The organism is Pseudomonas sp. 2FE (assembly GCF_005503735.1).
In the GTDB taxonomy this organism is placed as follows: domain Bacteria; phylum Pseudomonadota; class Gammaproteobacteria; order Pseudomonadales; family Pseudomonadaceae; genus Aquipseudomonas.
The window spans coordinates 665,759-691,368 of sequence record NZ_SCMO01000001.1 but is presented as its reverse complement, the minus strand read 5'-3'; the positions used below and the strand labels follow the sequence as shown (position 1 = coordinate 691,368).

The 25,610-nt window shown below is 59.3% G+C and carries 24 protein-coding genes and 1 pseudogene; 4 read left to right on the top strand and 21 right to left on the bottom strand.

The genetic code is table 11. The features are described from left to right. Window positions 1-75: 75 nt before the first annotated feature. Window positions 76-798: a response regulator gene (locus tag FFS12_RS03325; RefSeq protein ID WP_137885510.1), complete on the bottom strand. Its 723-nt coding sequence runs from the start codon at window positions 796-798 to the stop codon at window positions 76-78. Window positions 799-1,019: 221 nt separating this feature from the next. Then, window positions 1,020-1,484, bottom strand: a complete 465-nt coding sequence (locus tag FFS12_RS03320; protein WP_137885509.1) for a DUF3859 domain-containing protein — start codon at window positions 1,482-1,484, stop codon at window positions 1,020-1,022. Between the two features lie 267 nt (window positions 1,485-1,751). On the opposite strand from FFS12_RS03320, the pseudogene FFS12_RS03315 reads away from it, so the two are divergent. Further along, window positions 1,752-2,107: pseudogene (locus FFS12_RS03315) on the top strand (pirin family protein); the annotation flags it as partial. A gap of 137 nt (window positions 2,108-2,244) precedes the next feature. Here FFS12_RS03315 and FFS12_RS03310 read toward each other — a convergent pair. The 5 genes from FFS12_RS03310 to FFS12_RS03290 form a co-directional block, all read right to left on the bottom strand. After that, window positions 2,245-3,024, bottom strand: coding sequence for a dienelactone hydrolase family protein (locus FFS12_RS03310; protein WP_137885508.1), 780 nt, complete (start codon window positions 3,022-3,024; stop codon window positions 2,245-2,247). A gap of 102 nt (window positions 3,025-3,126) precedes the next feature. Continuing rightward, a complete protein-coding gene (gene htpG, locus FFS12_RS03305) occupies window positions 3,127-5,025 on the bottom strand; it encodes a molecular chaperone HtpG (RefSeq protein WP_137885507.1) in 1,899 nt (632 codons plus the stop codon). A gap of 345 nt (window positions 5,026-5,370) precedes the next feature. Next, window positions 5,371-6,627, bottom strand: a complete 1,257-nt coding sequence (locus tag FFS12_RS03300) for an MFS transporter (protein WP_137885506.1) — start codon at window positions 6,625-6,627, stop codon at window positions 5,371-5,373. A 50-nt stretch (window positions 6,628-6,677) separates the two neighbouring features. Continuing rightward, complete coding sequence (locus tag FFS12_RS03295; RefSeq protein WP_137885505.1) at window positions 6,678-7,124, bottom strand: PaaI family thioesterase; 447 nt, start codon at window positions 7,122-7,124, stop codon at window positions 6,678-6,680. After that, window positions 7,121-7,597, bottom strand: coding sequence for a PaaI family thioesterase (locus FFS12_RS03290; RefSeq protein WP_137885504.1), 477 nt, complete (start codon window positions 7,595-7,597; stop codon window positions 7,121-7,123). The genes FFS12_RS03295 and FFS12_RS03290 overlap by 4 nt, the downstream gene beginning before the upstream one ends. A 195-nt stretch (window positions 7,598-7,792) precedes the next feature. Between FFS12_RS03290 and FFS12_RS03285 the strand changes: the two genes are divergently transcribed. After that, window positions 7,793-8,011, top strand: coding sequence for a hypothetical protein (locus FFS12_RS03285; protein WP_137817236.1), 219 nt, complete (start codon window positions 7,793-7,795; stop codon window positions 8,009-8,011). A gap of 59 nt (window positions 8,012-8,070) precedes the next feature. Here the strand turns inward: FFS12_RS03285 and FFS12_RS03280 are convergent, their stop codons facing one another. From FFS12_RS03280 to sdhC, 12 genes are all read right to left on the bottom strand, one after another. After that, a complete protein-coding gene (locus FFS12_RS03280) occupies window positions 8,071-8,460 on the bottom strand; it encodes an MAPEG family protein (RefSeq protein ID WP_137885503.1) in 390 nt (129 codons plus the stop codon). Then, window positions 8,457-9,191 carry a DUF599 domain-containing protein gene (locus FFS12_RS03275; RefSeq protein WP_137885502.1) on the bottom strand — a complete coding sequence of 245 codons (735 nt, stop codon included), beginning with the start codon at window positions 9,189-9,191 and terminating at the stop codon, window positions 8,457-8,459. The genes FFS12_RS03280 and FFS12_RS03275 overlap by 4 nt, the downstream gene beginning before the upstream one ends. Window positions 9,192-9,277: 86 nt before the next feature. Next, the gene (gene brnQ, locus FFS12_RS03270; RefSeq protein WP_137885501.1) at window positions 9,278-10,591 is read right to left on the bottom strand and encodes a branched-chain amino acid transport system II carrier protein; all 1,314 of its coding nucleotides are present in this window, start codon (window positions 10,589-10,591) and stop codon (window positions 9,278-9,280) included. Window positions 10,592-10,885: 294 nt separating this feature from the next. Next, window positions 10,886-11,767 (bottom strand): succinate--CoA ligase subunit alpha, encoded by an 882-nt coding sequence (gene sucD, locus FFS12_RS03265; protein WP_119955369.1) that lies wholly within the window; start codon window positions 11,765-11,767, stop codon window positions 10,886-10,888. Beyond that, window positions 11,767-12,933, bottom strand: coding sequence for an ADP-forming succinate--CoA ligase subunit beta (gene sucC / locus FFS12_RS03260; protein ID WP_137885500.1), 1,167 nt, complete (start codon window positions 12,931-12,933; stop codon window positions 11,767-11,769). Before sucC ends, sucD begins: the two co-directional genes overlap by 1 nt. A 308-nt stretch (window positions 12,934-13,241) precedes the next feature. Then, window positions 13,242-14,678 (bottom strand): dihydrolipoyl dehydrogenase, encoded by a 1,437-nt coding sequence (gene lpdA / locus FFS12_RS03255; RefSeq protein ID WP_137885499.1) that lies wholly within the window; start codon window positions 14,676-14,678, stop codon window positions 13,242-13,244. Between the two features lie 65 nt (window positions 14,679-14,743). Further along, complete coding sequence (gene odhB / locus FFS12_RS03250) at window positions 14,744-15,973, bottom strand: 2-oxoglutarate dehydrogenase complex dihydrolipoyllysine-residue succinyltransferase (RefSeq protein WP_137885498.1); 1,230 nt, start codon at window positions 15,971-15,973, stop codon at window positions 14,744-14,746. Window positions 15,974-16,057: 84 nt separating this feature from the next. Continuing rightward, the gene (locus FFS12_RS03245; protein WP_137885497.1) at window positions 16,058-18,889 is read right to left on the bottom strand and encodes a 2-oxoglutarate dehydrogenase E1 component; all 2,832 of its coding nucleotides are present in this window, start codon (window positions 18,887-18,889) and stop codon (window positions 16,058-16,060) included. Window positions 18,890-19,139: 250 nt separating this feature from the next. After that, complete coding sequence (locus FFS12_RS03240) at window positions 19,140-19,844, bottom strand: succinate dehydrogenase iron-sulfur subunit (RefSeq protein WP_137885833.1); 705 nt, start codon at window positions 19,842-19,844, stop codon at window positions 19,140-19,142. 26 nt (window positions 19,845-19,870) lie between these two features. After that, window positions 19,871-21,643 carry a succinate dehydrogenase flavoprotein subunit gene (sdhA, locus tag FFS12_RS03235; protein ID WP_137885496.1) on the bottom strand — a complete coding sequence of 591 codons (1,773 nt, stop codon included), beginning with the start codon at window positions 21,641-21,643 and terminating at the stop codon, window positions 19,871-19,873. A gap of 3 nt (window positions 21,644-21,646) precedes the next feature. Beyond that, complete coding sequence (sdhD, locus tag FFS12_RS03230; RefSeq protein WP_137885495.1) at window positions 21,647-22,015, bottom strand: succinate dehydrogenase, hydrophobic membrane anchor protein; 369 nt, start codon at window positions 22,013-22,015, stop codon at window positions 21,647-21,649. Next, window positions 22,009-22,383 (bottom strand): succinate dehydrogenase, cytochrome b556 subunit, encoded by a 375-nt coding sequence (sdhC, locus tag FFS12_RS03225; protein WP_137885494.1) that lies wholly within the window; start codon window positions 22,381-22,383, stop codon window positions 22,009-22,011. Before sdhC ends, sdhD begins: the two co-directional genes overlap by 7 nt. Before the next feature lie 364 nt (window positions 22,384-22,747). Here sdhC and gltA point away from each other — a divergent pair, with 364 nt between their 5' ends. After that, window positions 22,748-24,037, top strand: a complete 1,290-nt coding sequence (gene gltA / locus FFS12_RS03220; RefSeq protein ID WP_137885493.1) for a citrate synthase — start codon at window positions 22,748-22,750, stop codon at window positions 24,035-24,037. Between the two features lie 65 nt (window positions 24,038-24,102). On the opposite strand, the gene FFS12_RS03215 is transcribed toward gltA, so the two are convergent. Then, window positions 24,103-24,711, bottom strand: coding sequence for an START domain-containing protein (locus tag FFS12_RS03215; RefSeq protein ID WP_137885492.1), 609 nt, complete (start codon window positions 24,709-24,711; stop codon window positions 24,103-24,105). A gap of 65 nt (window positions 24,712-24,776) precedes the next feature. Continuing rightward, window positions 24,777-25,049 carry a YkgJ family cysteine cluster protein gene (locus FFS12_RS03210; protein ID WP_137885491.1) on the bottom strand — a complete coding sequence of 91 codons (273 nt, stop codon included), beginning with the start codon at window positions 25,047-25,049 and terminating at the stop codon, window positions 24,777-24,779. 213 nt (window positions 25,050-25,262) lie between these two features. Here FFS12_RS03210 and FFS12_RS03205 point away from each other — a divergent pair, with 213 nt between their 5' ends. Beyond that, window positions 25,263-25,604: a DMT family protein gene (locus FFS12_RS03205; RefSeq protein WP_137885490.1), complete on the top strand. Its 342-nt coding sequence runs from the start codon at window positions 25,263-25,265 to the stop codon at window positions 25,602-25,604. Window positions 25,605-25,610: the final 6 nt, after the last annotated feature.

Sequence of the window (25,610 nt, the reverse complement as noted above, 5' to 3'; positions counted from 1 at the left end):
GCCGAGTATAGAGTTGGCCGCTGGCGCTCAAGCAGCCGAACAACCAGGCTGAAACAATTGAAACACTCGGCGTACCTAACGCTGAGGCCCGGGCACGCACATATAGCCCACCCCGCGCACGGTACGGATAATCTGCGGCTTGTCCGGGTCGGCTTCCAGCTTGCGCCGCAGGCGGGCAATGCGAATGTCGATGGAACGGTCAAACGGGTTCCAGTCGCGATTCTGGGTCAGGTTGAGCAATTGATCGCGGGACAGCGGGCGGTTCGGCCGCTGGGCGAACGCCTGCAGCAGGTCGAATTCCATGACGGTCAAGGCGATCTCCGTGCCGTTTTCATCGAGTAACTGATGACTGTCCAGATCCAACTGGTAGCGCCCCAATTGCACACGATGGGCCGCCTTGCCGGCATCCTGCTGCGCGGCCGGGGTGCGTTGATAGCGACGCAGCACGGTCTTCAGCCGGGCCAACAGCTCGCGCGGATCGAAGGGCTTGGCCAAGTAGTCGTCGGCCCCGACCTCCAGGCCGATGATGCGATCCAACGGGCTGCCCGCCCCCGAGATCATGATCACCGGCAGGTCATGCCGTTCACGCAGAAAGCGCGCGAGGCTGAGGCCATCCTCGCCCGGCAGGCCGACATCCAGCAGCACCACATCCGGCAGCTGGCTAGCCAGCTTTTCCCGCAGCTCGGCGCTGCTGCCCACGCTCTGCACCGCGTAACCCTGAGCGCCGAGATAGTCTTCCAGCAATTGGCGCACCTCGGGCTCGTCATCCACCACCAGCACCTGAATGCTCTCGCTCATGCGCAAACCTCAAGCCGTCATCGGCAACGTCAACGTCAACAGCATAGCCGGCCGACCATCATGCGCCGTGCTGCTGGTCGTAGCCACAGGTCGACCGAGGCCCAAAACTGCAACCTCAGAGTGCTAAATTCAGAGCTTTGCCCGCTCCACGGTCATCCGTGAGGCCCATAAAAAAGCCCGAGCCGTATGCCGGCTCGGGCTTTGCTAAACAACGGTACGAATCAACGCACGTTAAAGCGTTGCTCCGCCAACAGACGGTCACCCTGGAACACCATAAAGCGCCACTCGCCCGGCACGACCTCATGGTTCTCGGTGAACTCAAACGCCATCACGTCTTGCGGCGCGCCGACCACCAGCTTTTGCACCAGTTCAAACTTGTCGTGCCGTTTGCCGTCCGGCGAAAGCATTCCGGGGGTGAAATACAGCAGGGTCAACGGCGTGTCGTCAGCCTGTTTGCCGCTCAGGCTGTAGCGCATGCCGAACTTGGTACCGAGCTTCGCGGGTATCACGTCGGTCTGTTTGATCTGCTGGTTGCTGCGCATCAGCACTCGCTCGCCGGGCTGCAGGTTCTGCGCGCTGCTCTCGAAAATGCCGTACTCGACCGGCCCTTCGACACGCACTTCGGCATTGGCCAAGCCGGCAAACAGCATCAGCGCAGCCAGCGCACTCAAACGGGTGTATTGCATATCGCGCTCCTTGATTGGGATGCCGCGAGCCTATGACGCTGGCATGACAGGCTGATGACAGAGCCACTGCAACGCTGGCGCCTGAGTACCACAAGCCCGTGCTTAACCACCTGGCGGCGCGATGAATCTAGCGGCAGCGGCACAACCCTGCTCAACTTAGCGACACTTGGTTGCGTGCAGGCGCCTGCTGCGCGGTGCCCAGCGCTCTCGGTAAGAAACGCCCTACCACCAGAGGGCATGTCGCATAGCCCATTGCGAGAGTCCACCATGCCCAGCCTTATTCTCATCCGCCCCCGTGCCGAGGACGTCGAAGGTCAGCCGATCCTGCGCCCCCTGCCCTCGGCCCAGTGCCGCAGCGTTGGGCCCTTCGTGTTCTTCGACCACATACTGGCCAACACCTTTGCGCCGGGTAACGGGATGAATATCCGCCAGCATCCGCATATCGGCCTCTCCACCCTCACCTACCTGTTCGAAGGCGAAGTGCTGCACAAGGACAGCCTCGGCTCGGATCAACGGGTGCAAGCTGGATGACCGCAGGCAGCGGCGTGGCCCATGTCGAGCGGACCCCGGCCGAACTGTTTAAAAGCGGTTCGCGGCTGCATGGTTTGCAGATTTGGCTAGCGCTGGTGCCTGGGGAAACCGAGCGCATCGAGTTGCCGCGTTGAAACGACCTGCCCCTGACGGCCTGCGACCAGTCGCTGGCAAGCCTGCCCGACACGCGAGGTGATGTGGCAGGCCTGCCAAGCGGTACTCGCCACGGCTACGGCGCGGCAAGCACCTCATCGAACAGATCATTCATGGCCTTGAAGGCACGGCTAGCCACCAGCGGATGGTACTGGTTGCGTCCCGGCACATTGGCCAGCGGGTTGGTGAAGGAATGCACCGCCCCGCCATAGCTGACCAGTTGCCAATCGGTTTTCGCCGCTTTCATCTCGGCGATAAAGCCATCGACCTGCGCCTGTGGCACCGACGGATCGTTCGCGCCATGCAGCACCAGCACCGGTGCCTTGATGTTCTGCGCATCCGCCGGGTTCGGCGTATCCAGGTTGCCATGGAAAGACACGAAGCCTTTCAGCGGCGCACCCGAGCGGGCCAACTCCAGCACCGAGCCGCCACCGAAGCAGAAGCCGATCGCCCCGAGTTTGCCGGTGTCGACCTGCGGCGCCTGGGCTTTGAGCACCTCGACCGCGGCCTGAGCGCGCTTGCGCATCATGGCCCGATCCGCACGCACCAGGGTGGCTGCGGCTTTCGCCTCATCCGGGTTGGACGGGCGCACCGCCTTGCCGTACATGTCCGCCATGAATACCACGTACTTGCTGCCAGCGGCGCGAGCGGCCAGCTTGGCCGATTCCTCGGTCACACCGAGCCAGTCGGGCACCATCAACAGCCCTGGACGCGGGCTGGTCACCGCATTGTCATAGATCAACATGCCTTCGAAGGCCTCGCCGTCGATCTCGTAAGGCACCGCCTTGGTCACCACAGCGGCCTCGGCCAGCCCGACCAAGCCAACCAACGCCAGGGGTATAAATGACTTCTTCATCGACCGTACTCCTGTTGAATGAATAGCCTTTCAACAATAGCCCCGGGCATCGAACAGCCCAAAAAAAAGCCCGCAATGCGGGCTTTTTCTTTTCGTCGCCTGTCAGGCAGAGAGTTCCACCAACAGCTTGTTCAGCCGGCGCACATAGGCCGCCGGGTCTTTCAGGCTATCGCCAGCCGCCAAGGCAGCCTGATCGAAGAGGATGTGCGACAGGTCGCCAAAACGCTCTTCGCTCTGCTCGGCATCCAGCTTCTCGATCAGCGGATGCGCCGGGTTGAACTCGAAAATCGGCTTCGAGTCCGGCACCTTCTGCCCACTGGCTTCGAGGATCTGGCGCATCTGCATGCCCAAGTCCTGTTCGCCAATCGCCAGAATCGCCGGCGAGTCGGTCAGGCGATGAGAAACCCGCACCTCACTGACTTGGCTGCCCAACGCCGTTTTCAGGCGCTCGACCAGGCCTTCTTTGGCCTTGGCCGCCTCTTCCTGGGTTTTCTTGTCTTCTTCCGAATCCAATTTACCCAGGTCCAGATCGCCACGGGCGACGTCGACGAAGTGCTTACCGTCGAACTCGGTGAGGTAGCTCATCAGCCACTCGTCGATACGGTCGGTGAGCAGCAACACTTCGATGCCTTTCTTGCGGAAGACTTCCAGGTGCGGGCTGTTCTTCACCTGGGCGTAGCTTTCGCCGGTCAGGTAGTAAATCTTGTCCTGACCCTCTTTGACGCGACCGAGGTAGTCGGCCAGGGCGACGCTTGGCTCGCCACTGTCATCGCTGGTGGAGGCGAAACGCAGCAGGCCGGCGATCTTCTCCTTGTTGGCGAAGTCTTCCGCCGGGCCTTCCTTGATCACCTGGCCGAAGTTCTTCCAGAAGCCTTTGTATTGCTCGGGCTCGTTCTTCGCCAGCTTCTCGAGCATGTCCAGCGCACGCTTGGTCAGCGCCGACTTCATCGAGTCGATCACCGGGTCCTTCTGCAGGATCTCGCGGGAAATGTTCAGCGACAGGTCGTTGGAATCGACCACGCCCTTGATGAAGCGCAGGTACAGCGGCAGGAATTCGTCGGCCTGATCCATGATGAAGACGCGTTGCACATACAGCTTCAAGCCGTGCGGCGCTTCACGCTGGTACAGATCGAACGGCGCACGCCCCGGCACATACAAGAGCGAGGTGTATTCCAGCTTGCCTTCGACCTTATTGTGGCTCCAGCCCAGCGGGTTCTCGAAATCGTGGGCGACGTGCTTGTAGAACTCCTGGTATTCCTCGTCCTTCACCTCGGTGCGCGGGCGAGTCCAGAGTGCACTGGCGCGGTTGACGGTTTCCCACTCAGGCTCGGCCGGGGTCTCTTCGCCATGCTGCTCTTTAGGTAGTTCAATCGGCAGGGCGATATGGTCGGAGTACTTCTTGATGATGTTGCGCAGGCGCCAGCCGTCGGCGAACTCGGTTTCGCCACTCTTCAGGTGCAGCACGATGCGCGTACCGCGCTCGGGCTTGTTGATGCTGGCGATACTGAATTCACCCTCGCCATGGGACTCCCAATGCACCCCCTCGCTGGCCGGCAGGCCGGCACGGCGAGTGAAGACATCCACCCGGTCGGCAACGATAAAGGCCGAGTAGAAACCCACGCCGAACTGGCCGATCAGGTGCGAATCTTTCTTCTGATCGCCCGACAGATGCTTCATGAAGTCGGCGGTGCCGGACTTGGCGATGGTGCCCAGATGCGTGACCGCATCCTCGCGGCTCATGCCGATGCCGTTGTCTTCGAGGATGACGGTATTGGCGTCTTTATCGAAGCTGACCCGGATCTTCAGCGGATCACCGCCTTCCAGCAGGTCCGGCTTGGCCAGGGCCTCGAAGCGCAGCTTGTCGGCCGCATCGGAGGCGTTGGAGATCAATTCGCGAAGGAAGATTTCCTTGTTGGAATACAGCGAATGGATCATCAGGTGAAGCAATTGCTTCACCTCGGTCTGGAAGCCCAGGGTTTCTTTTTGAGTTTCCACACTCATGGTCGTCTAACTCCACTCAGATGGCATAAGCCGCGATTGCGGCGGATGTCATGCAGATGGGGGCAACGACAGAGATTTCAAGTGTTTAGAACCTGTTCAATAACTGCTGCGCTTGGCCATGCTGCGTTGAAAACAGGCTCGGACTGCTCATTTACCACTCGTAAACTCCGCGTCCTCGCCTGTTTGACTCGCTACGCTCACCCTGCGGGCCAGCCTTCGGCTGTTACTCCGCTTTGCTGCGTTGCGCCTTGTGACCCACATGGATGTGGGGAATGCCGCGACCCGTAGGGAACGGGTGCGGCCCTGACCTGCGCTCGCGACGATCTTGAACAGGTTCTTAGCCCATCAGGGTTCGAGCAGTTCAATCGTCTTGATCTCTTGCGGCCGCACGGCAAAGCTGGCCTCGCCCTGCCCGCTCAGATTGCTCCGGATGACGATGCGGCCGTCCGGGTTAATACCGGTGAAACGACCTTCGGCCAGGCTGCCGCGCTCAGTCACGATCCGCATGCTCAAGTTCTGATAACGACTCGGGCTGCTTTGCAGGCGCTGTAAGGTGAAACCCAAACGCCTATCCAGTGAAAGGCCGGCCTGCTCCGAGGCGGGCATTGGATTCCCCGTGGCGGCCTGGCGGCTGCCGACGCTAGTCGCTGATTCGGCTGGCAGGGGCGAAAAATGATCCCCTTGCACCACCCAGCCCTGCGATTGGCTTTTTTTCAGCTGCAACGGCACATGTTGAGGCCGGCCATTGATCTGCGCATCGACTTCCAGCTCAACATTAGTGGCTGGCAAAGTCACCGCTGGCAAGCTGGCCAACTGCACCAATCGAGTCGCAAAGCGGCGTTTCAGGTAGTCCTCGATCACATAGGCCAGGGTATCGCGCGAATCGAAACGGGTATCGACTTTAGCGTCGAGGTAACGCAGACGATCACTGAACAACTCGACCTTACCGCTCAAGGTGGTCTTGAATTGCGGCGGCAAGACCAAGTGGAAGTCGCCCACCAGCTTGTTCGGTGCCAGGGGTTTGAGATCCAGATGCAGGGTGTAGCCGTGGCTCAGGCGGCGCGCCTCGGGTAACTCCTGCTCGGGCAGCAACCAGCTGACCTGCACTTCCGGTAAGGAGCCGCGATCTTGCGGTAGCACGTCCACCCGCACGGCACCGCTGACCGGTTGCGGCAGACGGATGCTGATTTCGCGGCGGGCGAAAAAGTCTTGCCCCTCACGCAGGCTCAAGCTGCCGTCAATCAACTCGCCTTGCTGCGGGGCAAACGGCTGGCCATTCAGCTCGCCACGCAAGTGAATGGCCAACTCGACCGGCGCCTGTGCCTCAGGCTTAAGCCAATTCAGGCTGAGAATGGCTTCCAGCCGCTGCGCATCGTGATTGGCGAGCAAGGTCAAACCGACCACCAGAGGAATAAAGCCCAGCGCGCTCAGCACTACCGCTTTGCGCGCGACACGCCAGTAACGCAGTACATACACCAGGGTAAGCGGCAGCAACAAACTGCCCAAACCCCAGAACAGGCTGGTACCGAAGGCCAGCATGACCAGCCAGACCAGCCCGACCAGAATCAGCAGCAAGCCACCGAGAATCAGCAACGCATCCATCCAGAATTCCTTATTCTTAAACCGCGCTCGGCCTGCGGTAATCGCGCAGCTTAAGGTTCGTCGACCTTGAAGTGGGCCCGTGCGGTGGCAATCGGCTCGGCTTGAGTGGTCTGCCAGGCCGTAATCGCAACGTTGGCGACGCGACGGCCTTGGCGCCACACCTGACATTGGGCATAGGTGTCACGATAATGGCCGGCGCGCAGGTAATCTATCGAGAAGTCGATGATTTTCGGCAAATGTGGAATACCCATGAACATCAGCAGATGGAGCATGGCGCCATGCTCCATAAAGCCGGCGATCACCCCGCCATGCAGTGCGGGCAGCAGCGGATTGCCGATGTTGTCCTTGTTCGCCGGCAGCCGAAAGACCACGTCATCGCCTAGCCGTACACACTCGATACCGAGCAACTTGGCATAGGGAATCAGGCTGAGCAGCCCGTCGTAGTCATTCTGCTCGTGCGCTTCGCGCACCAATTGGTTGAGGTTCAGGGCTCTCATGCAGCACCGCCTTGAATATCCCGCTTAAGTTCTTTGCCACCCTGGGCACCCTTGCCCATGCGCATAAAGGTCCCGACCACATGGGCGATCGGCTGCTGCGGGTCGTCCTGATAGGCGAAACCACGGGTGAAGATGATATTCGGCGTCACTCGGTAGCATTCGGCGACCCCATAGACATCCTTGTTCGGCTCGGCCGGGTGCATGTAGTCGATACGCAGGTCGAGAGTCGGGCACACCTCGAATTCCGGCAGCACACAGACAATGGAAATACCGCAGGTGGTGTCCATCAGCGTGGTAATGGCGCCGCCATGGATCACGCCAGTTTCCGGATTACCAATAATTTGCGGGCTGTAGGGCAGGCGCAGGGTCAGGCCCTGGCTGTCCGCAGCATGCACCTTCATGGCGAGTACCTGGCAATGGCGCAAGGCCGAGAGAAAGCGCTGGGCGCGCTCAAAAATGGGGTTTTCCGGCATGACAGCAACCTTGGCGGGTACATAGCAAAGAGCCGCATGATACCCTGCCCCCGTCTGAGCTTCAGCCTCGGACTAGGCGATAATCTGTCAGATTGCGCATGGACGTGCGATTCTTCCTACGCGCAGTGGAACTTAATGTAAAACCTGAAGTTCAAAAGTGCTATCAACGAAGAAAGCCACAATGGAGGCTCAAAGATGAAAAACACCCTGTCCCTTGCCCTGCTCCTGGCCGCCAGCCTTGGTCTTGCTGCCTGCGATAAGAAGGAGGAAGACAAAGTCCAGGCCCCGGCAGCTCCGGCAACTGAAACCATGCCGAGCGCACCCGCCCCTGAAGCCACCACGCCGCAGCCGAGCACACCTGCTCCGGCCGCTCCAGCCACCGCACCGGAAGAACAACCGGCGGAAAGCCAGTAAGGTTTACCGCCTCCTGGAAAGCACAAGGCCCGCAGTTGCGGGCCTTGTGCTTTCTGCTCTCAGAGCGCCGGGCTGAGCATCAGCAGCAGGCAGCAGACCAGGCCGACCACCCAGACCAGACTGCGCAACTGGTGCTTGTCGTTCCAGTAGAGGAACAGGTACAGCACTCGCGAGACGACGAAGAGCACCGCCAGCAGGTCCACCAGATGGCCCTGGGTCTGGGTGACATGGGCCATCAGCACGCCGGCGGCGAAAAGCGGGAATATCTCGATGCTGTTCTGATGCGCGGCCAGGGCCCGCGCGCCGAAGCCACTCAGTCGCGCCTGCTGGGATCGCGGGTGACGGTTGTCATAGCCAACGCCCTCTTCCTTCATCGCCTTGGCGACCGGGATCTTGGCCACAAAGATCAGCACGGCACTAATAAACACACACCAAAACGGCAGACTCATTCGTTCCTCTCCTTGGCCGGCTCAACCACCGGGGTTGGAGTGTAAACCATCACTTCCAACACATCGGAATGAAACTCTCGGCGGTACAACACCAGCACCACGCCAGTGGTGACCAACATGAAGAACCAGGGGTTGATGAACCAGGCCAGGGTCGCCATGCCGAAATAATAGGCACGCAGGCCAAGGTTGAACTGGTTGGCGGCCATCGAGATCACCCGCGCAGCCCGCTCGGCGAACGCCTTACGCTCCACCTCGGTCACGTGCCGCTCACCTATCATTGGCGCAGAGCCGATCAGTACCGCGGCAAAGTTGTACTGGCGCATACACCAACTGAAGGTGAAGAACGCGTAGACGAACACCACCGCCAGACAGAGCAGCTTGATCTCCGAGACCCCACGGCTGACCGGTTCGACCAGGGGTAGATCCGCCAACAGCGACACCGCACGATCGGATGAGCCCAGCACAGTAAGAATACCGGCCAGGATAATCAGGGTGCTGGAGGCGAAGAACGAGGCGTTGCGCTCAAGGTTACCGATCACACTGGCGTCGGCGATGCGATTGTCGCGCAGCAACAAGCGGCGCATCCAGTCTTCACGATAAAGATGCAGCACGCTGGCCAGACACGGTGTATCGCGGCCCTTCCAAATGGCATAACGCGAGTAACCACCCCAACAGATGATGAACCAGAGGACGGCAAGCAAATGCGCTAGATAACTCTCGCTGATGAACATGCAAACTCCTTGTGAATCCGCCGTGATTATACCCAGCCGAAGCTTTCGCCAGGCCGCCCGAAGGCGGCCTTTCACCGGCACCGGACTTAAACCAGCACTTCGCCGCGCTCGCCCAGCAAACGATCGAGCACCGAGGCCACGGCCAAGGTGAGCACCGCCGGTACCAACCAGGCCAAACCTTGCTCGGCTAACGGCAAATGCGCCAACCACTCGGGCATCCACTGAGCCAAACCGGCGGCCTTGATGCCATCGATGATGCCGAACAGCAACGCGACCAACATCACCGGGGCGATGACACGACTCGAGGCATGCCAAAACTCGCGACAGAAACTCAACGCCACCAAGACGATGCACGGCGGATAGATCGCCGTCAGCACGGGCACCGAAACCTGGACCAACAGGGTCAAGCCCAGATTCGAAACCAACAGTGAGAAACCCGCCAATAAGATAACCAGGGAGCGGTAGGACAGCGGCAAGACTCCGCTGAAGTACTCGGCACAAGCACAGGTCAGACCGACCGCCGTCACCAGGCACGCCAGGCAGATCAGCGCGGCCAGGAACACACTGCCCAACGAACCGAAGGTGTGTTGCACATAGGCATGCAGCACCGCCGCGCCGTTACTCGCGCCCGCGGCGATGGCATGGCTGCCGGCGCCCAGGCGGAACAAGCTTATATACACCAATGCCAGACCCAGCCCGGCAATCAGCCCGGCGATCACCGCATAACGGGTAATCAGCCGCGGCGACTCCACCCCACGGGAGCGGATCGCATTGACGATGACGATGCCGAACACCAGCGCCCCCAAGGTATCCATCGTCAGATAACCATTGATAAAGCCTTGGGAGAACGGCGCCGCCACATAGGCCGGCTCGGGTGTACCTATGCTGCCCGCCGGCAGGGCAAAGGCCGCAAGGCCCAACATGGCCAAGGCCATGATCTTCAGCGGCGCGAGGAAGCGCCCTACCGTATCCAGCAGCCGCCCTGGGTAAAGCGCGACCCAGAACACGATGAGGAAATACACCAAACTGTAAGCGAATAACGCCAGCAGACTGTTGCCGGTCAAAGGCGCCAAACCGACTTCGAAGGACACCGTCGCAGTGCGCGGTGTCGCGAACAGCGGCCCGACCGCGAGATAACAGACCGCGGCCAGTACGCCACTAGCCAGCCGGCCAATCGGGCTGCTGAGTTCAGCCATGGCACCGCCGACCTTGGCCAGCGCCACAATGGTGATCACGGGCAGACCGACAGCGGTGACCAAAAAGCCCAAGGCCGCCATCCACAAGTGCGGGCCGGACTGTAAACCGACGATGGGCGGGAAGATGATGTTGCCGGCCCCGACAAACAGGGCAAACGTCATAAAACCAAGTGCCAGAATGTCCTGGCCTTTCAACACTTTCATTGAAGGAGGCAGCACATTGCTAAATCTGAACTTGCACAGGGTTTCCCTGCGAGATCGAGGGAAATGCTGCCTGTCCGGATAGGACAGAGCCCCTAAGCGCCGTACCCCTTATGGGGGCCGAACACGAGAAATAGTTGCCAGCCTACGAGTTCGTCTTCACCAAGCACTGACGTAGGTCAGACTGTCCGTTGCACGGAACGGCTGGTCGCCTCCATGACGGATTCGCGTCCGCATAGAAAGCACAGAGGCCACCCTAAGGCAGCCTCTGTTTTACTCTCGCCAGTCAGCCGAAGCTTACTTAACGTTCCAGCCAGTCAGTTCGGCCAAGGCCTTACCGATGTCAGCCAGCGAACGCACGGTTTTCACACCCGCGTCCTGCAGCGCTGCGAACTTCTCGTCAGCGGTGCCTTTACCACCAGAGATGATGGCGCCAGCGTGGCCCATGCGCTTGCCTGGAGGGGCAGTCACACCGGCGATGTAGGACACCACCGGCTTGGTCACGTGGGCTTTGATGTAGGCCGCAGCTTCTTCCTCGGCGGAACCGCCGATCTCACCGATCATCACGATCGCTTCGGTCTTCGGATCTTCCTGGAACAGCTTGAGGATGTCGATGAAGTTGGAGCCCGGAATCGGGTCACCACCGATGCCCACGCAAGTGGACTGGCCGAAGCCGGCGTCAGTGGTCTGCTTCACGGCTTCGTAAGTCAGGGTGCCGGAACGCGACACGATACCGACTTTGCCTGGCAGGTGAATGTGACCTGGCATGATGCCGATCTTGCATTCGCCGGGCGTGATCACGCCTGGGCAGTTCGGGCCGATCAGGACTACGCCCAGCTCGTCGCACTTGACCTTGGCTTCCAGCATGTCGATGGTCGCGATGCCTTCGGTGATGCAGACGATCAGCTTGATACCACCGAACGCCGCTTCAAGGATGGAATCCTTGCAGAACGGAGCCGGAACGTAGATCACGCTGGCAGTGGCGCCAGTTTGCTCTACCGCTTCCTTGACGGTGTTGAACACCGGCAGACCCAGGTGAGTGGTGCCGCCTTTGCCCGGAGTCACGCCGCCAACCATCTTGGTGCCGTAGGCGATGGCCTGTTCGGAGTGGAAAGTACCTTGCGAGCCGGTGAAGCCCTGGCAGATTACTTTGGTGTCTTTATTGATCAGGACGCTCATTACTTGCCCTCCGCAGCTTTAACGACTTGCTGAGCAGCGTCGGTCAGGCTGGTTGCCGCGATGATGTTCAAGCCACTTTCAGCCAGTACTTTGGCGCCCAGTTCGGCGTTGTTGCCTTCGAGGCGAACCACAACCGGAATCTTCACGCCGACTTCTTTCACTGCACCGATGATGCCTTCGGCAATCATGTCGCAACGAACGATACCGCCGAAGATGTTCACCAGAACTGCCGCTACGTTGGTATCGGAGAGGATGATCTTGAACGCTTCGGTTACGCGTTCTTTGGTCGCACCGCCGCCAACGTCGAGGAAGTTGGCCGGCTTGCCACCGTGCAGGTTGACGATATCCATGGTGCCCATGGCCAGGCCAGCACCGTTGACCATGCAACCGATGTTGCCTTCCAGCGCCACGTAGTTCAGTTCGAACTTGGCTGCGTGAGCTTCGCGCGGGTCGTCTTGCGACGGGTCGTGCATGGCGCGCAGTTTTGGCTGGCGATACATCGCGTTGCTGTCGATGTTGATCTTGGCGTCCAGGCAATGCAGGTTGCCGTCGGCCTTGATTACCAGCGGGTTCACTTCCAGCAGTGCCAGGTCGTAGTCCTGGAACAGTTTGGCCAGGCCCACGAAAATGTGGGTGAACTGCTTGATCTGGTCGCCTTGCAGGCCCAGTTGGAACGCCAGTTCGCGGCCCTGGAACGGCTGCGCGCCGACCAGCGGATCGATAGTGGCTTTGAGAATTTTCTCAGGGGTATCGTGAGCGATCTTCTCGATGTCCACGCCACCTTCGGTGGAGGCCATGAACACGATGCGACGGCTCGAGCGGTCGACTACGGCGCCCAGATACAGCTCTTTGGCGATATCGGTGCAGGACTCAACCAGGATCTGGTTGACCGGCTGACCATTGGCATCAGTCTGGTAGGTCACCAGACGCTTGCCCAGCCACTGCTGAGCAAACGCTTTGGCGTCTTCTTTGCTGCGAACCAGCTTCACACCACCGGCCTTACCGCGACCACCTGCGTGGACCTGGGCTTTAACCACCCATTCAGTACCACCGATTTTGTCGCAGGCTTCTGCAGCCGCTTCCGGGGTGTTTACTGCAAAGCCTTTGGATACGGGCAGGCCGTACTCAGCGAACAGTTGCTTACCCTGATACTCGTGAAGATTCATGCTTATCTACCGTCTTCGTTAGGTATTGCGCATCGGCGCTGCATTTTAGGTGCCGCGCCACCTGTGGCTGCCCCTCAGGGAACAGCCCGCCGGGCGTTCCGCGGTGAATCTTCCGAAGAAGACTCACGACGGGCAGCTCGGCGTGGTTCTTGTTGTCTCTTGTTATTTAAAACCTGTTTCTGATCTCGCGAGCTAAGGTCAGGCAAGGCGAAATCGGGCGAAGAAGCGCAGTTTACATGCAGTAAATGAGCATTCTGAGCCCGATTTCAACGCAGCATCACCGACGCGCAGCAGATCAGAACAGGTTTTTAACGCTTCTTGCGGTTGGCGATGTGGATGGCGTGGCCATTCACGGCCAGGGCCGCTTCGTGCAGCGCTTCGGACATGGTCGGGTGAGAGAAAACCATCATCCCGAGGTCTTCGGCGCTGGTGCCGAACTCCATACCGATGGCACCCTGCTGAACCAGTTCGGCTGCGGCTGGGCCAATCACGTGTACGCCCAATACGCGATCAGTCTTGGCATCGGCGATGACTTTGACAAAACCGACGGTGTCATTGGCAGCCATGGCACGACCGCTGGCTGCGAACGGGAAGGTACCCACGTTGACCGCAACGCCTTCGGCCTTGAGCACCTGCTCGGTCTTACCGACCCAGGCGATTTCCGGGTGGGTATAGATCACGGACGGGATCAGGTCGTAGTTCATCTGCGCTTTGTGGCCGGCGATACGCTCGGCAACCATCACGCCCTCTTCCGAGGCCTTGTGCGCCAGCATCGCGCCGCGCACCACGTCACCGATGGCGTAGACGCCCGGCACGCTGGTGGCGCAATAGTCGTCGACGAAGATGAAGCCACGCTCGTCCAGGTTCACACCGCTGTCGGCGGCCAGCAGATCGGTGGTCACCGGGCGACGGCCGACCGACACGATCAGCTTGTCGAACACCATCTTCTGCTCGCCATCGGCATCGGTGAAGTTGACGGTGACCTGCTTCTTCTTCACTTCCGAACCGGTCACACGGGCGCCCAGACGGATGTTTAGACCTTGCTTGCTGAGAATCTTCAACGCCTCTTTGGCGACCTGATCGTCGGCAGCCGGGAGGAACTTGTCCAAGGCTTCCAACACTGTCACCTCGGCACCCAGACGGGCCCATACCGAGCCCAGTTCGAGGCCGATCACGCCGGCACCAATCACGCCCAACTTCTTCGGTACCGCCTGGAAATCCAGAGCGCCGGTAGAATCGACGATGGTGTCGTGATTCACCAAGGCCGGTGGAATGTCGATCGGCTTGGAGCCGGAAGCGAGGATCACGTTGGTGGCTTCGACCACTTGAGTGGTGCCGTCGCCCGCAGTGACTTCCACTTGCTTGTTCGCCAGCAGCTTGCCGTGGCCTTCCAGCAGGGTCACGCCGTTAGCCTTGAACAGCGTGCTGACGCCGCCAGTCAGGTTCTTCACGATGCCGTTTTTACGCGCGACCATGGCCGGTACGTCGATAGTGACACCCTTGGCCTCGATCCCGTGAATCGCAAAGCCGGCATGGGCCTCGTGGTATTTATAGGAGCTGTCGAGCAGCGCCTTGGACGGAATGCAGCCGACGTTCAGGCAGGTACCACCGAGGGCGATCTTGCCCTCTTTGTCCTGGTACTTCTCGATACAGGCGGTCTTCAGACCAAGTTGAGCGGCTTTGATGGCGGCCACATAGCCCCCTGGGCCAGCACCAATCACTACCACGTCGAATTTCTGGGTCATAACTCATTCCTTCTCGGATGAAACCGGACGGCCCCGCGTGGGGACCGCCGTGATCAGACAACGGATCAAATATCCAGCAGCAGGCGTGCCGGATCTTCCAGCAGATCCTTGATGGCGACCAGGAAGGTTACCGCTTCCTTGCCGTCGATCAGACGGTGGTCATAGGACAGGGCCAGATACATCATCGGCAGAATCACTACCTGACCATTCACCGCCATCGGCCGCTCCTGGATCTTGTGCATGCCCAGGATCGCGGTTTGCGGTGGGTTGACGATCGGCGTCGACAGCAGCGAACCGAACACACCACCGTTGGAGATGGTGAAGGTACCGCCAGTCATGTCTTCGATGGTCAGCTTGCCGTCTTTAGCCTTCTTGCCGTAGCCGGCGATAGTGCCTTCGATTTCGGCCAGGCTCATCAGTTCGGCGTTACGCAGAACCGGTACCACCAGACCGCGATCGCTGGAGACCGCAACACCGACATCGGCGTAGCCGTGATAAACGATGTCGCCGCCGTCGATGGAAGCATTCACGCCCGGGAAACGCTTGAGTGCTTCGGTCGCAGCTTTAACGAAGAAGGACATGAAGCCCAGGCGTACACCGTTGTGGGTCTTCTCGAACAGATCCTTGTACTTCGAACGCAGGTCCATGACCGGCTTCATGTTGATTTCGTTGAAAGTGGTCAACATCGCCATGGACGATTGCGCTTCAACCAGACGCTCGGCGACCTTGGTACGCAGACGGGTCATGGGTACGCGCTTCTCGACGCGATCACCGGCAGCAAAAACCGGGGTAGCGGCAGCCGGAGCAGCCGGCTTGGCCACAGGAGCCGCAACAGCCGGCGCGGATTTCTTCGCTTCGATGGCCGCGACCACGTCTTCCTTAGTCACCCGACCGCCCTTGCCGCTGGCGGCGATGCGATTGACGTCGATGCCATTCTCTTCGGCCAGCTTGCGCGCGGCCGGCGACAGGATCAGGTCTTCGCCGGCAGCGGCCGGGGCAGCGGCTTGTGCCGCAGGTGCCGAGACAGGCGCAGCAGCAACTGGAGCGGCAGCGGCGCCGCCTGCTTCGATAGTGCCCAGCAATTCATCGGAAAGAACGGTGTCACCTTCGTTCTTGACGATGCTGCCCAGAACGCCGTCGGCGGTAGCCAGAACTTCCAAGACGACTTTGTCGGTTTCGATATCGACAATCAGGTCGTCACGCTTGACCGCATCGCCCGGCTTCTTGTGCCAAGTTGCAACGGTGCCGTCGGCAACCGATTCGGGGAAAGTAGGGGCTTTGATCTCGATAGCCATTATGTACGGGTCCTTAAATTCGGTTTCTTCTACGAGGCGGCTGCACCGCTACTGCGCGTTGCAGCCGCCTTTTATATGAAGGCGTTAAACAGTAAAGGCGTCCTGCAGCAGTCTTTCCTGCTGCTCGGCGTGCATCGATGCGTAACCACAGGCCGGAGCAGCGGAGCCTTCGCGGCCGGCGTACTCGAGGAACAGGCCTTTCTTATGCGCAGTGGTAACACGCCGCATATGGTGCTGGCTGCAATACCAGGCGCCCTGGTTCATCGGTTCTTCCTGACACCAGACGATGTGCTTGAGATTCTTGTACGGAGCCAGAACCTCAGTCAGATCCTCTTCAGGGAACGGATACAGCTGCTCGAGACGCACGATGGCGATATCTTCGCGGCCTTCGGCACGGCGTTTTTCCAGCAAGTCGTAGTAGACCTTGCCGCTGCACAGCACCAACCGGGTCACTTTCTTCGGATCGATTGCATCGGTCTCGGGGATCACGGTTTGGAACGAGCCTTCAGCCAGATCTTCCAAAGTCGAGATGGCCAATTTGTGGCGCAGCAAGGACTTCGGAGTCAATGCGACCAACGGCTTACGCAGCGGGCGGATCACCTGGCGACGGAGCATGTGGTAAACCTGCGCCGGGGTAGTCGGTACGCACACCTGAATGTTGTGCTCGGCACACAGCTGCAGGTAACGCTCCAGACGCGCCGAAGAGTGCTCAGGCCCCTGCCCTTCATAGCCGTGCGGCAGCAGCATGGTCAGACCGCAGAGACGGCCCCACTTGTGCTCGCCACTGGTGATGAACTGGTCGACCACCACCTGGGCGCCGTTGGCGAAGTCACCGAACTGAGCCTCCCAAATCACCAGCGCATCCGGCTTGGTGGTGGAGTAGCCGTACTCGAACGCGAGCACCGCCTCTTCCGACAACAGCGAATCGTACAGATCGAAACGCGGCTGACCGTCGTACAGATGCTGTAACGGCAGGTAGGTGCCGGCATCCTTCTGGTTGTGCAGCACCGCATGGCGGTGCGAGAAGGTACCGCGACCCACGTCCTGGCCGGTGATACGCACCGGATGGCCTTCGAACAGCAGGGTCGCGTACGCCATGGTTTCGGCGTAACCCCAGTTGATCGGTAGCGCACCCGCGCTCATCTTCTGGCGGTCTTCGAGGATCTTGGAAACCTGCCGCTGAACCACGAAACCTTCTGGGGTTTCCAGCAGTTTGCCAGCCAGTTCCTGCAGGGTTTTCAGCTCGAAGCGGGTGTCGTGACGAGCGGTCCAGGCATGACCCAAGTAGGGACGCCAATCGACGAACAGCTCTTTGTTCGGCTCTTTGACCAGACTTTTCACCACATGCTGGCCGTTATCCAGCGCATTGCGATAGTCGTCGATCTTCGCCTGCACCCGCGCAGTATCGAGGCTACTGGACTGGGTCAGAGCATCGGCATACAACTCACGGGTGGTGCGCTGCTTGGCGATCTGCTGGTACATCAGCGGCTGGGTGCCATTCGGCTCGTCGGCCTCGTTGTGACCGCGACGGCGGTAGCAAACCAGATCGATCACCACGTCGCGCTTGTACTGCATGCGGTAGTCGATGGCCAACTGGGTGACAAACAGCACAGCTTCCGGGTCATCGCCGTTCACGTGCAGGATCGGCGCCTGGATCATCTTGGCAACGTCGGTGCAGTACTCGGTAGAACGCGAGTCTTCCGGGTTACTGATGGTGAAGCCAACCTGGTTGTTGATCACGATGTGGATGGTGCCGCCCGTCTTGAAACCACGGGTTTGCGACATCTGGAAGGTTTCCATGACCACGCCCTGACCGGCAAATGCCGCGTCACCGTGCAGGGAAACCGGCAGAACCTTGTCACCGGCGATGTCATTGCGGCGATCCTGACGAGCGCGCACGGAGCCCTCGACCACCGGAGAGACGATCTCCAGGTGGGACGGGTTGAATGCCAGCGCCAGGTGCACTTCGCCACCTGCGGTCATGACGTTGGAGGAGAAACCCTGGTGATACTTGACGTCGCCGGAGCTGAGGCCCTCGACCTTCTTGCCTTCGAACTCGTCGAACAGGTCGCGCGGGTTCTTGCCGAAGGTGTTGACCAGGACGTTCAGACGGCCACGGTGGGCCATGCCGATGACGATTTCCTTGGTGCCGTAGGAACCGGAGCGTTGGATGATTTCGTCCAGCAGCGGGATCAGGCTCTCGCCGCCTTCCAGGCCGAAACGCTTAGTGCCCGGGTATTTGGTGCCCAGGTATTTTTCCAGACCTTCAGCAGCGGTCAGACGCTCAAGCAGATGGCTCTGAACTTCAGCCGACACAGTCGGACGACCACGCACGCTTTCCAGACGCTGCTGGAACCACTTGCGTTGCTCGGAATCGACGATATGGGTAAATTCGGCGCCAATGGTGCGGCAATATGTCTGCTGTAAGGCTACGTAGATCTCGCGTAGAGTCGCTTCCTCTTTACCGATGTAAAGCTCACCGGTACGGAAGGTCGTGTCGAGATCGGCATCGGTCAGGCCGTAATGATTGATCGCCAAATCAGCGGGTGCCCGACGCCGCCACAGCCCCAGCGGATCGAGCTGAGCAGCCTGGTGGCCACGCATCCGATAAGCCTGGATCAGTCGCAAGACTTCGACCTGCTTCTTCTCGTGCTCACTGCTCACGCTACCGGCGGACACCGGTTGAGCACGACGCTGGTTTTTCGCCAACAGTACGAAGTGATCGCGGACCGTAGAATGGGAAACGTCGTTCGCAACGTTGCCGTCAGCGGGCAGCTTCTGGAAGTAAGTGCGCCACTCTTCTGGCACAGCGTTGGGATCGTGCAGGTAGAGCTCGTAGAGCTCTTCCACATAGGCAGCGTTACCACCGGATAGGTGGGCACTGTCCCACATGCGCTGCATCACGCTTTCTTGCATGCTTGGTCACCCTCGGTAAGGGGACACCACCGGCGTGGAAACCGCATGGGCTTTAAAAGTCCTAAGGCAGCGACTTCGGTAAAGCCACTTCGGATCCCGCAGATAGTCCGGGCACCAGCCCGGATGCCCCTGCTGGTCGTCAAATTTTCCAAATAAGAATCGCGGCTTTGTGAGCTGCGACTCGAGCTAAAACTACGGCGCCGAAATCTATTCCAGCGCCGCAGGTATTACCGGTGTAGCAAAGAACGAATCAGGTACCGCTTTGCAGCAACATGTTGCGCACGTGGCCGATGGCCTTGGTCGGGTTCAGACCTTTCGGGCAGACGCTCACGCAGTTCATGATGCCGCGGCAGCGGAATACGCTGAACGGATCATCCAACGCAGCCAAACGCTCTTCGGTCTGGGTGTCACGACTGTCAGCCAGGAAGCGATAGGCTTGCAGCAGCGCAGCTGGACCGAGGAACTTGTCCGGGTTCCACCAGAAGGACGGGCAGGACGTCGAGCAGCAGGCGCACAGGATGCACTCGTACAAACCATCCAGCTTCTCACGCTCTTCCGGCGACTGCAGACGCTCGATTGCCGGCGCCGGCGTGTCGTTGAGCAGGAAGGGTTTCACCTTCTCGTACTGCTTGTAGAAGATGCTCATATCGACCACCAAGTCACGAATGACCGGCAGGCCCGGTAATGGACGAACGATCAGCTTGTTGCCTTTCACCACCGCCGACAGCGGAGTAACGCAGGCCAGAGCGTTCTTGCCATTGATATTCATGCCGTCGGAACCACAGACGCCCTCACGGCAGGAACGACGGTAAGAGAAACCTTCGTCCTGCTCTTTGATCAGCGCCAGTACGTCGAGGACCATGATGTCTTTACCATCGGTATTGACCTGGAACTCCTGCATGAACGGAGCAGCATCTTGATCCGGGTTGTAGCGATAAACGCTTACTTGCAACAGTTTGGCTTGGGACATATCGGCCACCCTTAGTAAGTACGAATCATGGGTTCAAACGCCGGAACCGTCTTCGGCGCGAAGTTGACGGCACGCTTGGCCACGCGCTTCTCACCTGGGAAATACAGGGAGTGGCACAGCCAGTTTTCGTCATCGCGATCTTCGAAGTCTTCACGCGCGTGCGCACCACGGGACTCTTTACGAACCTCGGCAGCAATCGCAGTGGCTTCAGCCACCTCAAGAAGGTTTTGCAGTTCCAGCGCTTCGATACGCGCGGTGTTGAACGCTTGGCTCTTGTCGGCGATTTTGACAGTGGCGATGCGCTCGCGCAGATCGGCCAACTGCGCGATACCCTTCTGCATGTATTCACCCGTACGGAATACACCGAAGTAGTTCTGCATGCAGCTTTGCAACTCTTTACGCAGCGGTGCCACGTCTTCGCCAGCCTTGCGCTCGTTCAAGCCGTTCAAGCGAGCCAGGGCTACGTCGAGATCCGTATCACTAGCGTTACGGTACTCAACGCCTTCTTTCAGGGTTTTTTCCAAGTGGATCCCGGCCGCACGGCCGAACACCACCAGGTCGAGCAACGAGTTGCCGCCCAAACGGTTAGCACCGTGAACCGATACGCAAGCCACTTCACCGACGGCGAACAGGCCTGGGATGATGGTGTCGTTACCGTTAGCGTCCTGGGTGATCGCCTGGCCATGAATGTTGGTGGCTACACCGCCCATCATGTAGTGGCAGGTCGGAACCACAGGAACCGGAGCAGTAACCGGATCGACGTGAGCAAAGGTCTTCGACAGCTCGCAGATACCCGGCAGGCGGCTGTGCAGCACTTCCTCACCCAGGTGGTCGAGCTTGAGCATCACGTGATCGCCATCCGGACCACAACCGTTACCGGCGATGATCTCTTTAACCATGGAGCGCGCAACTACGTCACGGCCAGCCAGGTCTTTGGCGTTCGGAGCATAACGCTCCATGAAACGCTCGCCATGCTTGTTGATCAGGTAACCACCTTCACCACGGCAACCTTCGGTAACCAGCACACCTGCACCGGCGATGCCAGTCGGGTGGAACTGCCACATTTCGATGTCCTGCACCGGCACGCCTGCACGCAGGGCCATGCCCACGCCGTCACCGGTGTTGATCAGGGCATTGGTAGTCGACGAGTAGATGCGCCCTGCACCGCCGGTAGCCAGCACTGTGGCCTTGGAGCGAATGAAGGAGGTTTCGCCGGTTTCAATGCAGATAGCGATGATGCCGACGATGACGCCGTCCTGGTTCTTCACCAGATCAACTGCGTACCACTCATTGAGGAATACGGTGTTGGCCTTGAGGTTGGCCTGATACAGGGTGTGCAGCAGTGCATGACCGGTACGGTCGGCAGCGGCGCAGGTACGAGCGGCCTGGCCGCCCTTGCCGAAGTCTTTCGACTGACCGCCGAAAGGACGCTGATAAATGCGGCCTTGTTCGGTACGGGAGAATGGCAAGCCCATGTGTTCCAGCTCGAACACGGCTTCCGGGCCGACAGAGCACATATATTCGATAGCGTCCTGGTCACCGATATAGTCGGAACCTTTGACGGTGTCGTACATGTGCCAGCGCCAATCGTCATTCGGGTCGGCCGAAGCGATAGCGCAGGTGATGCCACCCTGAGCGGATACGGTGTGGGAGCGGGTCGGGAAGACCTTGGTCACTACAGCGGTCTTATGGCCGCCCTGGGCCAGCTGCAGCGCGGCGCGCATGCCGGCACCGCCGCCGCCAACAATGATGGCGTCGAAGGAAAGCGTACTAATGTTAGCCATGAATCAGATACCCCAAAGAATCTGCACACCCCAGACGAAGAACGCGAACATGGCAATGCCACACGCTGCCTGGAACAGAAAACGCACGCCGGTCGCCCACTTACCCAACGCCATCGGGGTCAGGTAGTCAGTGGAGATTGTCCACATGCCGACCCAGGCGTGAACGCCAAGGGCAACCAGGGCCAGAAGGCTGAAAATGCGCATCCAGCTCTGCGAGAGCAGACCGTGCCAGACGCTGTAGTCCAGGCCTGGGTGAACAACGAGGTATCCAATGAGGAAGAGGAAATAAGCCGCGAGAACAACCGCAGAAACGCGCTGCGCCATCCAATCGTAGAGGCCAGAACGCGAAAAGTTCGTGACGTTGGTTACCATATCCACACTCCCGCCAGCACGATCAACACCGCCGAAGTGGCGAGAACGATTTGCGAGCCCAGTTTGCCGCCTTCCAGCGTCTCACCGATGCCCATGTCCATGATCAGATGGCGCACACCGGCCACCAAGTGATACAGCAACGCGGACAGCAGGCCCCAGATCACAAATTTGGCCAGAGGGCTGGCCAGACACGCTTTCACCTGCTCGAAGCCTTCCTCGGACGCCAGGGACTTGTCGAGTGCGAACAGCAGCACGCCGAGACCCAGGAAGAGGATGACACCGGAAATCCGGTGCAGGATGGACGTGTAAGCAGTGACTGGGAGTTTGATCGTCCTTAAGTCTAGGTTTACAGGTCTTTGGCTATTCACGGCTTTTTTTCACACTGAAGGGCCCCTAACAATCAGGGCAAAGTTGTCGGGAAGTGCACTGGTCAGGTACCCACCACCCAGGGAGTGACAACCTCCAGAATACGGGCCCTAAAGCCCCTGGCGGTCGGACGCAGAGTATAGACAGTTAGGTTACTAATGACAACGCAAAGGCCTCCCCCAAAGAGCGCATTGCGCGCCTTATATAAAAGGCGTAAATAGCGCCAAATTTCGCAAAAAAATTGCCCTACAACCCTTCTGCCGCCTGGGTTCAGGCAAATTGACTTTAGGATTTATCTCTCTATAGTGTGGCGGGCCCTGCGTGGGGGGCAGTCTGGTGATTTCAAGCATAAATAGGAGGCCACACATGGCTGACAAAAAAGCGCAGTTGATCATCGAGGGCACAGCCCCCGTCGAGCTGCCCGTTTTATCCGGCACCGTTGGTCCCGATGTAGTAGACGTGCGGGGCTTAACCGCCACGGGCCATTTCACTTTTGATCCTGGCTTTATGTCGACCGCCTCTTGCGAGTCGAAGATCACCTATATCGATGGTGACAACGGTATTCTTCTGCACCGTGGCTATCCGATTGAGCAGCTCGCTGAGCAATCTGACTACCTGGAAACCTGCTATCTGCTCCTGAATGGCGAACTGCCGACCGCTGAGCAGAAAGCCAAGTTCGTCAGCACCATCAAGAACCACACCATGGTTCATGAACAACTGAAGAGCTTCTTCAACGGTTTCCGCCGCGACGCCCATCCGATGGCAGTCATGTGCGGCGTGGTTGGCGCCCTCTCGGCCTTCTACCACGACTCGCTGGACATCCAGAACCCACAGCATCGCGAAATCTCGGCCATGCGCCTGGTTGCCAAGATGCCGACCCTGGCCGCCATGGCGTACAAGTACTCCATGGGTCAGCCGATGATGTACCCGCGCAACGACCTGACTTATGCAGAAAACTTCCTGCACATGATGTTCAACACCCCGTGCGAGATCAAACCGATCAACCCGGTGTTGGCCAAGGCGATGGATCGGATCTTTATCCTGCATGCCGACCATGAGCAGAACGCTTCGACCTCCACCGTACGCCTGGCCGGCTCTTCGGGCGCCAACCCGTTTGCCTGTATCGCCGCCGGTATTGCCGCACTCTGGGGTCCTGCTCACGGCGGCGCCAACGAAGCGGTACTGAGCATGTTGGACGAAATCGGCGATGTGTCGAACATCGACACCTTCATCGCCAAGGCCAAGGACAAGAACGATCCGTTCAAGTTGATGGGCTTCGGTCACCGCGTCTACAAGAACCGTGACCCGCGTGCCACTGTGATGAAGCAGACCTGCGACGAAGTACTGAAAGAGCTGGGCATCACCAACGATCCGCAACTGGAACTGGCCATGCGCCTGGAAGAGATCGCCCTCACCGATCCGTACTTCATCGAGCGCTCGCTGTACCCGAACGTCGACTTCTATTCGGGCATCATCCTCAAAGCGATCGGCATTCCAACCAGCATGTTCACCGTGATTTTCGCCCTGGCGCGTACCGTCGGTTGGATCTCGCACTGGAAAGAAATGCTCTCCAGCCCGTACAAGATTGGCCGCCCGCGCCAGCTGTACACCGGCTACCCGCAGCGTAATATCGCACCGCTGCAAGAGCGCAAATAAGCCCTTCGACTAGAAGAGCAAAGAAAAAGGCTGCCTCTGGGCAGCCTTTTTCGTTAGACAATCGTTTAGCGCTGCTCGGCCCGCCTACGCAGGGCTTCCAGCGTGTTGTAGGGTGCATCCACCACAAAGCTGTTGGCCAGCCACGACGGCACACTACCACCCGGCTCGGTTTGCACCTGATAAATAACCTCAACCTGCCCGGCACCTTTCGGCGTCAGCTTCCATAGGCCCTCGACCTTGGTCACGCGGACAAAACCCTTCTCCGCCGGCACATAGTCCGCCACACCTTCAAGAATGCGGATGACACTGCCGTCTGCATCCTCTTTGGTCGTCACATGCAGCACCGAGTCGCGTGGCGTCACCGGCCAAGGGGTATTGAAACGGGTATAGGTCCAGCTTTCTGCACCCTCATTCTTAAGCAACTTCTGCTCTCGGCACTCATGAATCCAGGCACAGGAACCGCTGACATCCTCTTGCAGGCCACGCAGGGTCGCCATATCCGCCTTGATGGTGGTAATGCCCCGGTACGCCTTGTACTTGGAACCTGGCACCTCGCTGAGATAAACCTTGATGCCATCCTCGTCTTTAGCCAACTGCCAACCCTCGGCATGGGCTGCGGTTGTCATCAGCACGCTCAAGCCACACAGCACAGCCACTCGACGTAGCGACCCCATGCTCTACTCCTTCTGAATTCAATCCATAAGTGCAATGATCGGCCCTGCTCGACAGGGCAAGGGAATTATCTGGAACGACCCTGCGTCACCGCCGTAGCCTGTTCCAACCAACCGAGCAGACGAATGGCCTGCTCACTGCTGTCGCCACAGACCTCGGGATCAGCTTCGAACTCCAAGCACACCGTCGGCCGCTCAGGCTTACCGAACAACCCACACAGGTGTTCGACCGAGAGGTGCAAACAGCGTTCGCCGGCCGCCTTGCCGTGTGGCATTCCGGGAATCGCCGAGCTGATAGAAGGAGCAATACAACAAGCGCCACAGCCAGAACGGCACTGCATGACGGGCAACCTCAAGACCTTGAGCCAACAGAGCAGCGATTTTACTCGGGCATCCACCGCTTTGGCATCAGCACCATGAGAAACTCAAGCCAACTGTAGACAACCGCTACCGAACGAACAGCACCGGCCACCGCCAGCACTCACGACTTAATCTTGTTGCCTGGCAAACCTCCAGTTAGGCTGCGCGCCTTCACTGCACTGGAATCATCAAACATGCCGATCTGGCTGCAAACCTCCGCCCTGCTCGCCCTCTCCAACGTCTTTATGAGCTTTGCCTGGTATGGCCACCTGAAGACCTTGAACAGCAAAACCTGGATCATCGCCGCACTGATCAGTTGGGGCATCGCGCTGTTCGAGTACCTGATCATGGTGCCGGCCAACCGCATCGGCTACACCGAACTGTCCGTGGGGCAACTGAAGATCATGCAGGAAGTCATCACCCTGGCGATCTTCGTGCCCTTCAGCCTGTTCTATATGCAGCAACCGCTGAAACTCGACTATCTGTGGGCAGGCCTGTGCTTGCTGGGCGCGGTATATTTTATTTTCCGCTCGTAGGGCTCA

Excerpts from the sequence above, each read along its gene's own strand:
- FFS12_RS03325 (WP_137885510.1), bottom strand. The coding sequence starts at position 798 with ATGAGCGAGAGCATTCAGGTGCTGGTGGTGGATGACGAGCCCGAGGTG.
- FFS12_RS03320 (WP_137885509.1), bottom strand. The coding sequence starts at position 1,484 with ATGCAATACACCCGTTTGAGTGCGCTGGCTGCGCTGATGCTGTTTGCC.
- FFS12_RS03310 (WP_137885508.1), bottom strand. The coding sequence starts at position 3,024 with ATGAAGAAGTCATTTATACCCCTGGCGTTGGTTGGCTTGGTCGGGCTG.
- htpG (WP_137885507.1), bottom strand. The coding sequence starts at position 5,025 with ATGAGTGTGGAAACTCAAAAAGAAACCCTGGGCTTCCAGACCGAGGTG.
- FFS12_RS03300 (WP_137885506.1), bottom strand. The coding sequence starts at position 6,627 with ATGGATGCGTTGCTGATTCTCGGTGGCTTGCTGCTGATTCTGGTCGGG.
- FFS12_RS03295 (WP_137885505.1), bottom strand. The coding sequence starts at position 7,124 with ATGAGAGCCCTGAACCTCAACCAATTGGTGCGCGAAGCGCACGAGCAG.
- FFS12_RS03290 (WP_137885504.1), bottom strand. The coding sequence starts at position 7,597 with ATGCCGGAAAACCCCATTTTTGAGCGCGCCCAGCGCTTTCTCTCGGCC.
- FFS12_RS03285 (WP_137817236.1), top strand. The coding sequence starts at position 7,793 with ATGAAAAACACCCTGTCCCTTGCCCTGCTCCTGGCCGCCAGCCTTGGT.
- FFS12_RS03280 (WP_137885503.1), bottom strand. The coding sequence starts at position 8,460 with ATGAGTCTGCCGTTTTGGTGTGTGTTTATTAGTGCCGTGCTGATCTTT.
- FFS12_RS03275 (WP_137885502.1), bottom strand. The coding sequence starts at position 9,191 with ATGTTCATCAGCGAGAGTTATCTAGCGCATTTGCTTGCCGTCCTCTGG.
- brnQ (WP_137885501.1), bottom strand. The coding sequence starts at position 10,591 with ATGAAAGTGTTGAAAGGCCAGGACATTCTGGCACTTGGTTTTATGACG.
- sucD (WP_119955369.1), bottom strand. The coding sequence starts at position 11,767 with ATGAGCGTCCTGATCAATAAAGACACCAAAGTAATCTGCCAGGGCTTC.
- sucC (WP_137885500.1), bottom strand. The coding sequence starts at position 12,933 with ATGAATCTTCACGAGTATCAGGGTAAGCAACTGTTCGCTGAGTACGGC.
- lpdA (WP_137885499.1), bottom strand. The coding sequence starts at position 14,678 with ATGACCCAGAAATTCGACGTGGTAGTGATTGGTGCTGGCCCAGGGGGC.
- odhB (WP_137885498.1), bottom strand. The coding sequence starts at position 15,973 with ATGGCTATCGAGATCAAAGCCCCTACTTTCCCCGAATCGGTTGCCGAC.
- FFS12_RS03245 (WP_137885497.1), bottom strand. The coding sequence starts at position 18,889 with ATGCAAGAAAGCGTGATGCAGCGCATGTGGGACAGTGCCCACCTATCC.
- sdhA (WP_137885496.1), bottom strand. The coding sequence starts at position 21,643 with ATGGCTAACATTAGTACGCTTTCCTTCGACGCCATCATTGTTGGCGGC.
- sdhD (WP_137885495.1), bottom strand. The coding sequence starts at position 22,015 with ATGGTAACCAACGTCACGAACTTTTCGCGTTCTGGCCTCTACGATTGG.
- gltA (WP_137885493.1), top strand. The coding sequence starts at position 22,748 with ATGGCTGACAAAAAAGCGCAGTTGATCATCGAGGGCACAGCCCCCGTC.
- FFS12_RS03215 (WP_137885492.1), bottom strand. The coding sequence starts at position 24,711 with ATGGGGTCGCTACGTCGAGTGGCTGTGCTGTGTGGCTTGAGCGTGCTG.
- FFS12_RS03210 (WP_137885491.1), bottom strand. The coding sequence starts at position 25,049 with ATGCAGTGCCGTTCTGGCTGTGGCGCTTGTTGTATTGCTCCTTCTATC.
- FFS12_RS03205 (WP_137885490.1), top strand. The coding sequence starts at position 25,263 with ATGCCGATCTGGCTGCAAACCTCCGCCCTGCTCGCCCTCTCCAACGTC.